At 75.3% G+C, this 8,098-nt stretch carries 11 protein-coding genes; 10 read left to right on the forward strand and 1 reads right to left on the reverse strand.

Annotated features, from left to right (window positions below):
• The 10 genes from HDR73_RS04075 to HDR73_RS04120 all read left to right on the forward strand — a co-directional run.
• The coding region (locus tag HDR73_RS04075; RefSeq protein ID WP_287136250.1) for an Asp23/Gls24 family envelope stress response protein at positions 1-279 on the forward strand (279 nt) is incomplete at its 5' end.
• Complete coding sequence (locus HDR73_RS04080) at positions 276-464, forward strand: DUF2273 domain-containing protein (RefSeq protein ID WP_012298320.1); 189 nt, start codon at positions 276-278, stop codon at positions 462-464. The genes HDR73_RS04075 and HDR73_RS04080, both read left to right, overlap by 4 nt.
• The gene (locus tag HDR73_RS04085; protein ID WP_012298319.1) at positions 461-835 is read left to right on the forward strand and encodes a hypothetical protein; all 375 of its coding nucleotides are present in this window, start codon (positions 461-463) and stop codon (positions 833-835) included. Before HDR73_RS04080 ends, HDR73_RS04085 begins: the two co-directional genes overlap by 4 nt.
• Positions 832-1,410, forward strand: a complete 579-nt coding sequence (locus tag HDR73_RS04090; RefSeq protein ID WP_041464401.1) for a hypothetical protein — start codon at positions 832-834, stop codon at positions 1,408-1,410. Before HDR73_RS04085 ends, HDR73_RS04090 begins: the two co-directional genes overlap by 4 nt.
• On the forward strand, positions 1,407-2,012 hold the full coding sequence (locus HDR73_RS04095) for a hypothetical protein (protein WP_012298317.1): 606 nt from the start codon (positions 1,407-1,409) through the stop codon (positions 2,010-2,012). Before HDR73_RS04090 ends, HDR73_RS04095 begins: the two co-directional genes overlap by 4 nt.
• Positions 2,013-2,192: 180 nt before the next feature.
• A complete protein-coding gene (locus HDR73_RS04100; RefSeq protein ID WP_012298316.1) occupies positions 2,193-2,558 on the forward strand; it encodes a phage holin family protein in 366 nt (121 codons plus the stop codon).
• A 230-nt stretch (positions 2,559-2,788) separates the two neighbouring features.
• A complete protein-coding gene (locus HDR73_RS04105) occupies positions 2,789-4,051 on the forward strand; it encodes a glycoside hydrolase domain-containing protein (protein WP_012298315.1) in 1,263 nt (420 codons plus the stop codon).
• Positions 4,052-4,144: 93 nt separating this feature from the next.
• Positions 4,145-5,557 carry a serine hydrolase gene (locus tag HDR73_RS04110; protein ID WP_086935889.1) on the forward strand — a complete coding sequence of 471 codons (1,413 nt, stop codon included), beginning with the start codon at positions 4,145-4,147 and terminating at the stop codon, positions 5,555-5,557.
• 36 nt (positions 5,558-5,593) lie between these two features.
• Positions 5,594-5,998, forward strand: a complete 405-nt coding sequence (locus tag HDR73_RS04115; protein WP_012298313.1) for a hypothetical protein — start codon at positions 5,594-5,596, stop codon at positions 5,996-5,998.
• Positions 5,991-7,802, forward strand: coding sequence for a DUF2207 domain-containing protein (locus HDR73_RS04120; protein WP_012298312.1), 1,812 nt, complete (start codon positions 5,991-5,993; stop codon positions 7,800-7,802). Before HDR73_RS04115 ends, HDR73_RS04120 begins: the two co-directional genes overlap by 8 nt.
• Positions 7,803-7,846: 44 nt before the next feature.
• Here the strand turns inward: HDR73_RS04120 and HDR73_RS04125 are convergent.
• Positions 7,847-8,098 (reverse strand): GNAT family N-acetyltransferase (locus HDR73_RS04125; protein WP_287136254.1); only part of this gene is annotated, 252 nt, incomplete at its 5' end.

Raw genomic sequence — 8,098 nt, forward strand, 5'->3', positions numbered from 1 at the left:
AAGAACACCATCGCCGACGGCGTCGTGGAGAAGGTCGCCGGCATCGCGGCCCGCCAGGTCCCCGGCGTCCACGACCTCGGCAACGGCGCGGCCCGTGCCGTCGGCGCGATCCGCAACGTGATCGGCCAGCAGGACCGCGGCCAGGGCATCTCCGTCGAGGTCGGCGAGACCCAGGTCGTCGGCATGGAGGTCACCGAGGTCAACGTCACGATCACCGACGTGAACCTGCCGTCTGACAAGTCGTCCGACGACGACGCGGCCGAGAAGCGCGTCCAGTGACCCCCACGACCACGGGCCTCCTCGTCGGCGCGGTCCTCGCGCTCTCCGGGCTCGCATTCGGCTTCGGCGGCTTCCTCCTCGTCCTGATCTTCATGGCCGCGGGCTTCGGCGTCGGCCGCGTCCTCGAGGGCAAGCTGGACGTCCGCGGCCTCGCCGACGCCCTCCGCGGGCGCCGGTCGTCGTGAGCGCCGCGATCGCGGCCCCCGGGACGCCCGGCACCGCGACGCAGGCGACCCGCGGCCGCACCACGATCACGTCGCGCGCCGTGCGCCGCGTCGTCTCGGCCGTCACCGCGGACGCCCTCGAGGTGCCCGCGACCGACGTCTCCGTGACGCTGACGGACGCCGGCGGCAAGCTCACCGTCGAGGCGCGCACCCCCATCCGCGTCCCCGCCCTCTCGGACCGCCCGGTCCGCGAGGGGACGCTGGTGGAGCGCCTCATCCGCGCGCAGACCGAGGTCCGCGACCGCGTGCTCGGCCTCACGGGGTCCACCGTGGGCCGGGTCGACCTGCGGATCACGGGCGCGCGCATCCAGGAACGCAGGAGGGTCTCATGAGCACCGACAGCACCTACCGCCGCCTCGTGCGGCGGGAGACGCACTCGTCGCGCGCCGGGATCGCCATCACACTCGCCGTGCTGCTGATCCTCGTGCTCGCCTGGCTCGGCACCGAGTCGGTCCTCGCGGCCATCGGCTCCGCCCCGCTGCTCCTGGCCCCGGCCGACCTCGCGTCGGCCACCCTCGACGCCGCATCGGCCCCGGCCGGCGCCCTCGTCGCGGTCGGCGTCGCCGTGGCGGTCGTCGGGCTCGTCCTCGTCATCGTGGGCATCACGCCCGGCAGCCGCGGCCGCCGCGGCGGGAGCGTGGGACGCACCGCGGCCGTCGTCGACGACCGCGTCATCGCCCGATCCGTCGCCCTCACCGCGAGCTACGCGGGCGAGGTGTCGCCCGACCAGGTCGACGTCTCGGTCTCGAAGCGCCAGGTGCTCGTCCGGCTCACGCCCTCCTCGGGGTACACGCCGGACAAGGCCGCCATCGAGCAGGCCGTTCGCGCCGAGCTCGACGGATACGACTACACGCCGAAGCTCACCGCCAAGGTGACGCTCGCGAAGGACGGGAAGGTGGGCTCATGACCAGCACGAACAGGGCGCTGAACCGCCTCCTCGTCATCGTGGTCGGGCTCGTCCTCATCGCCGCGGGCGTCGCCCTCGGCGCGGGCAGCCTCCTGCCCGACGTCCAGTCGACGGTCTCCGGCGCCGCATCCGACGCGAAGCAGCCCGTCGCCGACGCGCTCTCCGGCGGGCAGCAGTGGATCCTCTGGGTCGTCGCCCTCGTGGCGCTCGTCCTCATCGTGGTCCTCGCCTGGTTCGCGCTCCGCCAGGGGCACGGCCGCACCGGCACGCTCGTCCGGCTCGAGGGCGGTCGCGACGCGTCCACCCCCACGGGCGGATCCGTCGTCATCGACGCGAAGGTCGCCGAGCAGCTGCTCGGGGACGCCCTCCGCGACGACTCCGCGATCGTCTCCGTCGACGTCACGGCGTTCGAGGTGGCGCGCAGCACCACGCTGCGGGTCACCGCGGTCGCCCGTCGCGGCGTCTCACCCGTCGCGGTCCGCCGCACGGTCGACGAGGCCGTGAGCCGGCTCGACGCGGTGCTCGGCACCGAGGTGCCGGTCGTCATCCAGATCACCGGCGGCCTCCGCTCGAGCATGTCGAGCGAGACCCGCCTGGCCTGATCCATCCCGCGGCCGCCCCGGTACGGATCCTCCGCGATCCGGGCCGGGGCGGCCGTCTGCCCGCCCCCTCCCCTGCACGAGAGAAGAGAACGACCATGACCGACGACGACAGCTCGTCCCGCGGCGGCTGGCTGGGCGGATCCTTCGCCCAGAAGGCCATCGACCCCCCTGCTCCGCGCGGTGCGCGCCGAGATCGACTCCGCCAAGCGCGAGATCGGCGAGCGCGCCCGGTCCGCCCGCTCGGGCGCCATCATGCTCGGCGCGGGCGTCGCGCTCGCGCTCGTGTCGCTCGGGCTCCTCGCCGCGGTGATCGTGGCGCTGCTGCTCGCGCTGCCGCTGTGGGCGGCGACGCTCATCACGCTGGCGCTGTTCGGGATCGCGACCGCGGTCGTCGTGCGGGTCGGCCTCTCGCGGCTCTCCCGCGGGGTGCCGCCCGTGCCGTCGGACACCATGCACCACGCGCGCGAGCGCATGCGCCCGGGCGACCGCGGCGCGGGCGACGACGGATCCGACGGGCCCGCGGGATCCGCGCCCGCCGCCAGCTGACGCCCGCCCCCACCGCGTCGCACCACCGCACGCCCGCCGCCCGCCCCCCCTGTGGATGCCGGGCGGCGTCGCGCGCGGGCCTCACGTATGGTGTCCGTTCACGCCCGCTCGGCCCGGCGGCACCACGCGTCGCCATCAGGCCGTCGGACAACCGCAGACCGCCGTCCTCCGGACGACCGTGCCGCTCCGCGGACCGGTCTGCTCGGCGGCCAGGCATGGGAGGCACACCGATGAACCTGTCCCGACGCTCCGTCCTGTCCCGACGCTCCGTCCTGTCCCGACGCTCCGTCCTGGGCGGCGCCCTCGCCGCCGTCCCCGTCGCCCTCGTCGCCGCGGGTCCCGCGCACGCCGACGACGCCACCACCCCCGCGACCCCGATCCCCGAGGTCCCACTCGCGTCCAACGGCCGCCCGGTCGTCCGCGACATCCAGAAGCAGCTCGTCGCGCGCTACGGCGCCCGCACGGGCTTCCCCGCCGTCACCACCGACGGCGTGTGGACGGGCGACTCCCACAAGGTCCTCATCCACGCGCTCCAGCTCGAGATCGGCATCGACGAGGCCACGGCCAACGGCGTCATGGGGCCGCTCACGCGCGCAGCGCTGCAGAAGCAGGCGACGCTCACCGTGGGATCCGCCGACACCACCGGCTACCTCGTGCACCTGCTCCAGGCGTCGCTCGTGGTCATGAGCACGTGGGACGGGCCGGTCGACGGCACCTTCTCCGCCGAGCAGGGCGTGCGCATCAGCCAGTTCCAGCGCACGGTGGCGCTCCCCGAGACCGGTCGCGGCGACTACCGCACGTGGGCCGCGCTCCTCGCCAGCAACGGCGACCCCACGCGTCCGGGCACCGCGGCGGACGGCATCACCGTCATCACGCCCGAGCGCGCGAAGACCCTGAAGGACGCCGGCTACACGATCGTCGGCCGCTACCTCACGAACTCCGACCGGCCGGACGCGCTCGAGAAGCGCATCGTGGACGGCGAGCTCGATGCCATCTTCGCGGGCGGCCTGAAGGTCGTCCCGATCTTCCAGGAGGGCGGCACCGACACCACGTACTTCTCGTACGGCCTCGGGGTGCGCGCGGCCGGCCGGGCCGACGACGCGGCCCGCCGCCTCGGCTTCCTGCCGGGCACACCCATCTACTACGCGGTCGACTTCGACGCGACGGGCGACGAGGTCGAGACGTACCTCGCGCCGTACTTCCGCGGGATCCACGACGAGCTCCGCCGCCGCGGCAGCTCCTACCGCGTGGGCGTGTACGCCGGCCGCCGCATCTGCCGCACGCTCGCCGCCGCGCACCTCACCGAGCTCAGCTACGTGGCCGACATGTCCACCGGCTGGGGCGCGAACCTCGGCGTCAAGATCCCGGAGAACTGGGCCTTCGACCAGATCCTCGAGCACACGATCGGCACGGGCGACGGGGCGATCGGCATCGACACGAACATCGTCTCCGGTCGCGACGCGGGCCAGAGCCGAGTCGAGCCGCGCGGCTGATCCCACCCCGCCACGAGGCGACCCACGGGGCCGCCCGGACGATTCCCCCTCCTGGGGGACGCCCGGGCGGCCCTATTCGTGTCGGATGGACGCATGCCCGCGTCACCGCACCGACCGACCCGCCCATCCCGCCGATCCCGCGTCGCGATCGCCCTCGCCGCCGTGACCGCGCTGGCGACCGCGTGCTCGGCGTCCCCCGGAGATCCCGCCACGCCCGCGACCATCGCCGAGCCCGTGGTGCTGCCGTCGTCGCCCGTCGGCCAGCAGGCGCAGTGGCTGCTCGACACGGTGAACGCCGACGACGCGGTGCCCGTGCAGGAGACCGGCGAGCGGCTCGCGCAGGTGATGCTCGACGCGGCGCCCGCGGAGGAGCTGGCGGGCGTGCTGGAGCAGGTGCGCGGCGGCCGCCCGTGGACCGCGACCGCGCACGAGGAGCAGGGCGGGCAGTCCGTGACCACCATCGCGAGCGAGGGGGCCGGGACCTTCGACATGCAGGTCGCCGTCGACGACGCGGGGCTCATCGCGGGCCTGTTCTTCGGCGAGCCGGAGGGCGACCGGGAGCCCGCGACCAGCTGGGCGGAGCTCGAGGAGCAGGCAGCGGCGCTCGGCGGCGACGTGTCGCTCACGGTCACGCGGGCCTCCGACGGGGAGCTCGGCGAGCGGATCCTCGAGGTGCTGCCCGACGGCGTCGCGGCGACCGAGGCGCGGCCCATCGGATCCATCTTCAAGCTCTACGTCCTGGGCGCGCTCGTGCAGGCGGTGGAGGAGGACCGCATCGGCTGGGACGACCCGCTCACCGTGACCGACGACGTCCGCAGCCTCCCCTCCGGCGAGCTGCAGGACGCCCCGACCGGCACCGTCGTCAGCGTGCGCGAGGCCGCGGGGAAGATGATCTCCATCAGCGACAACACGGCAACCGACATGGTCATCCGGGCCGTCGGGCGGGAGCGCGTGGAGGCGGCGCTCGCGGACCTCGGCCACTCGGATCCGCCGCGCAACGTGCCGCTCCCGACCACGCGCGACCTCTTCCGCGTCGGCTGGCAGGACGACGGCGCCCTGCGCGCCGAGTGGGCGGACGGCGACGCGACCGAGCGGCGCGCGCTCCTCGACGCTCTGCCCGGCGGCCTCATCGACGTCCACGTCACCGCGGTCACGGACGTCGTGTGGACCGACGGCGTCGACTGGTTCGCGACCCCCGACGACATCGCCCGCGCGCACCTGCGCCTCGCCGAGCTCGCGGAGACGCCCGCCGGGGAGCCCGTGCGCGGGATCCTCGCGGCCAACCCCGGCCTGCCCGAGCCGGAGCGCTTCGACCACGTGGCGTTCAAGGGCGGCAGCTCGGTGGGCACGCTCGCGCTCGCGTACCTCGTGGAGGACGGCGACGACGCGTGGACCGTGGTCGTGCAGGCCGCGGCGCGGGAGGCGTCCGGGCTCGAGCGGCAGTCGGCCTACGCGGGCCTGGCCACCGACGCCGCGGCCCTGCTGGCGGGCGGATCCCGTGGTTGACTCCGAGTGCGGCGGGGGCCGCGCGAGGGGAGCACGATGACGAGCGCTGGCGCATCCGGCACGGGGGACGACGAGGGCGACCGCGGCCGGGACCAGGGCGACGACCCAGCCGTCGCCGCCGAGGTCCTCGAGGCCGTGCTCGAACCCGGGCCGCGGCGGCCCGTGCGGCGGGCGGTGCGTGCGATCGGCGCCATCGCGCTCGCGGTCGTCGGCGGGGATGTCGGCGGCCTCGGCCGGGAGGCGCAGCTCGTCGTGCGGCGGATCGACACGGGCCGGGAGGTCCTGCGCACGGACGCCGGCGACCTCGACGAGGCGGACCGGCTGCTGCAGCGCGTGCGGCTCGACCTCGAGACCCGCAGCGTCCGCGAGTTCGTCGCGGACTGGCGGCTGGTCGACGCCGGGCCGAGCTCGGGCTCGAGCACGGGAGCGACCGGTGGGTGAGCGCACGGGGATCCGCGCCGGCCGAGCCACCCGGATCCGCCTCGCCGTCGTCGCCGCGCTGCTGGCCGCTCTCGCGATCCCGTTCGGCCTCGCCACCCCGGCGAACGCCGACGTTGACGACTTCTCCTTCCGCTCGTTTGACGCCGACTACCGCCTGTCGGCCGACGCGGACGGCCGCTCGGTGCTCCGCACCACCGAGACGCTCGTGGCCGAGTTCCCCGACCGGGACCAGAACCGGGGGATCCGCCGCGAGCTCGTGGAGGACTACGACGGCCACCCGACCGGCCTCCGGGTGCTCTCCGTGACCGACGGATCCGGCACGCCGCGCGCGTACGAGACCGACTCGGACGACGGCGCGCTGGTCCTCACCATCGCCGACGACGACGCGTACGTGCGCGGCGAGCAGGCCTACGTCATCGAGTACGAGCAGCACGACGTGACCCGCGCCTACGCCGACACGGACGCCGACGAGTTCTACTGGGACGTCAACGGCCTCGGCTGGGAGCAGCCGTTCGGGCGCGTGTCGGCGACCGTCGAGATCGCGCCGGAACTCGTCCCGCGGCTCACGGGCGGCGCGGACGCGGCCGCCGGACCCGCGGGCGCGGACGGGCCCGCGGAGATCACCCGCACCGACGCCGGCTTCGTCGCGACCGCGACCGACCTCGGGCCGCGCGAGAACCTCAGCCTCTCCATCGGGTTCGCGCCCGGCACGTTCACGCCGCGCGACTCGTCGTTCCTCGCCGCGCCCTGGCCGGGCCTCTCCCTCGCGGGAGCGCTGCTGGCGCTGGCCGCCGCCGCGGGCGCCCTCGTGCTGCGTCGCCGGCGCCTCGCCGACGCGCCCGGCCGCGGCACCATCGTCGCCCAGTACGACCCGCCCGCGGGCGTCGGCGTGCTGGTCTCCTCCGTGATCTCCGGGAACGCGGCGCGCGCGACCACCGCGCTCCTGCTCGACCTCGCGGTGCGCGGGGCGATGCGGATCCTGGAGCAGGACGGCGGCCGGAAGCCGGCGTTCTCGCTGGAGCTCGTGGATCCGTCGCGCGTCACCGACCCGGACGAGCGGCGCTTCGTCGCCGCGGTCTTCGGCGACGGCGCGGGGGGCGGCGCCGTCAAGGACCTGAAGCGCACCGACACGAAGGTGGCGACGCGGATCCAGAAGCTGATGGCCGGGATCACGAAGCGCACCGTGGCGGACGGCCTGCGGAAGCCGCTGCCGGTGGGCGCGATCACGCTGCTGCTGGTGGCCGCGTCGCTCGGCATGGTCGCCGCGATCGCCTTCGCTGTGCTGTCGCTCACGCAGGCGTACGGCGGGCCGGTCGTGATCGCGTTCCTCGTCGTGGGCGTGCTCGCGACGGCGGTGGCGATCGTCGCGCTCGTGAAGCACCCGCTCACCGAGCGCGGCGTGGCGCTGCGCGACCACCTGGCGGGGCTCCGCGAGTTCATCCGGCTGGCCGAGGCCGACCGGATCCGCATGCTGCAGTCGCCCGATGGCGCCGAGCGGCAGGACCTCCCGCGCGACGACCGCGACGTGCTGCGCCTCACCGAGGAGCTGCTGCCGTACGCCGCCATGTTCGGCCAGGAGCGCGAGTGGGCCGACGAGCTCGGCCGCCGCTACGAGCACGCGCGGGACCGGCCGGGCTGGTACGCCGGACAGACGCCGTTCGCGCCCGCTGCCTTCGCGTCGAGCCTCGGCTCGGTGTCCTCCAGCATGCACGGCGCGTACTCCGGCTCGAGCTCGAGCGGCGGATCCTCGGGAGGCACGACCTCCGGCGGCGGCGGTGGAGGAGGCGGGGGCGGCGGGGTCTGAGGCCGACGGGCGTCAGGCGCGCAACGCGTCAGGCGCGCGCCGCGTCAGGCGCGCGCCGCGCGGGCCCAGTACTCGTAGCGCGACACCGGCGCGAAGCCGAGGCCGGCGTAGAGCGCCCGGGCGCCCGCGTTCTCCTCGACGACCTGGAGCCAGAGCGCGGTGACGCCGCGATCGCGTCCGGCGTCGACCGCGGCCGCCATCGCCGCGCGGGACAGGCCGCGGCGTCGCGCCTCGGGCCGGGTCGCGACGGCGAAGAGGCCGCCCCAGCCGTCGACGAGGGCCAGCCGGGCGGTGGC

The sequence above is a fragment of the Clavibacter sp. genome (assembly GCF_014802555.1).
In the GTDB taxonomy this organism is placed as follows: Bacteria; Actinomycetota; Actinomycetes; order Actinomycetales; family Microbacteriaceae; genus Clavibacter; species Clavibacter sepedonicus.

Coding starts and splice junctions, on each gene's coding strand:
- HDR73_RS04090 (WP_041464401.1), top strand. CDS start 832: ATGAGCACCGACAGCACCTACCGCCGCCTCGTGCGGCGGGAGACGCAC.
- HDR73_RS04115 (WP_012298313.1), top strand. CDS start 5,594: ATGACGAGCGCTGGCGCATCCGGCACGGGGGACGACGAGGGCGACCGC.
- HDR73_RS04110 (WP_086935889.1), top strand. CDS start 4,145: ATGCCCGCGTCACCGCACCGACCGACCCGCCCATCCCGCCGATCCCGC.
- HDR73_RS04105 (WP_012298315.1), top strand. CDS start 2,789: ATGAACCTGTCCCGACGCTCCGTCCTGTCCCGACGCTCCGTCCTGTCC.
- HDR73_RS04095 (WP_012298317.1), top strand. CDS start 1,407: ATGACCAGCACGAACAGGGCGCTGAACCGCCTCCTCGTCATCGTGGTC.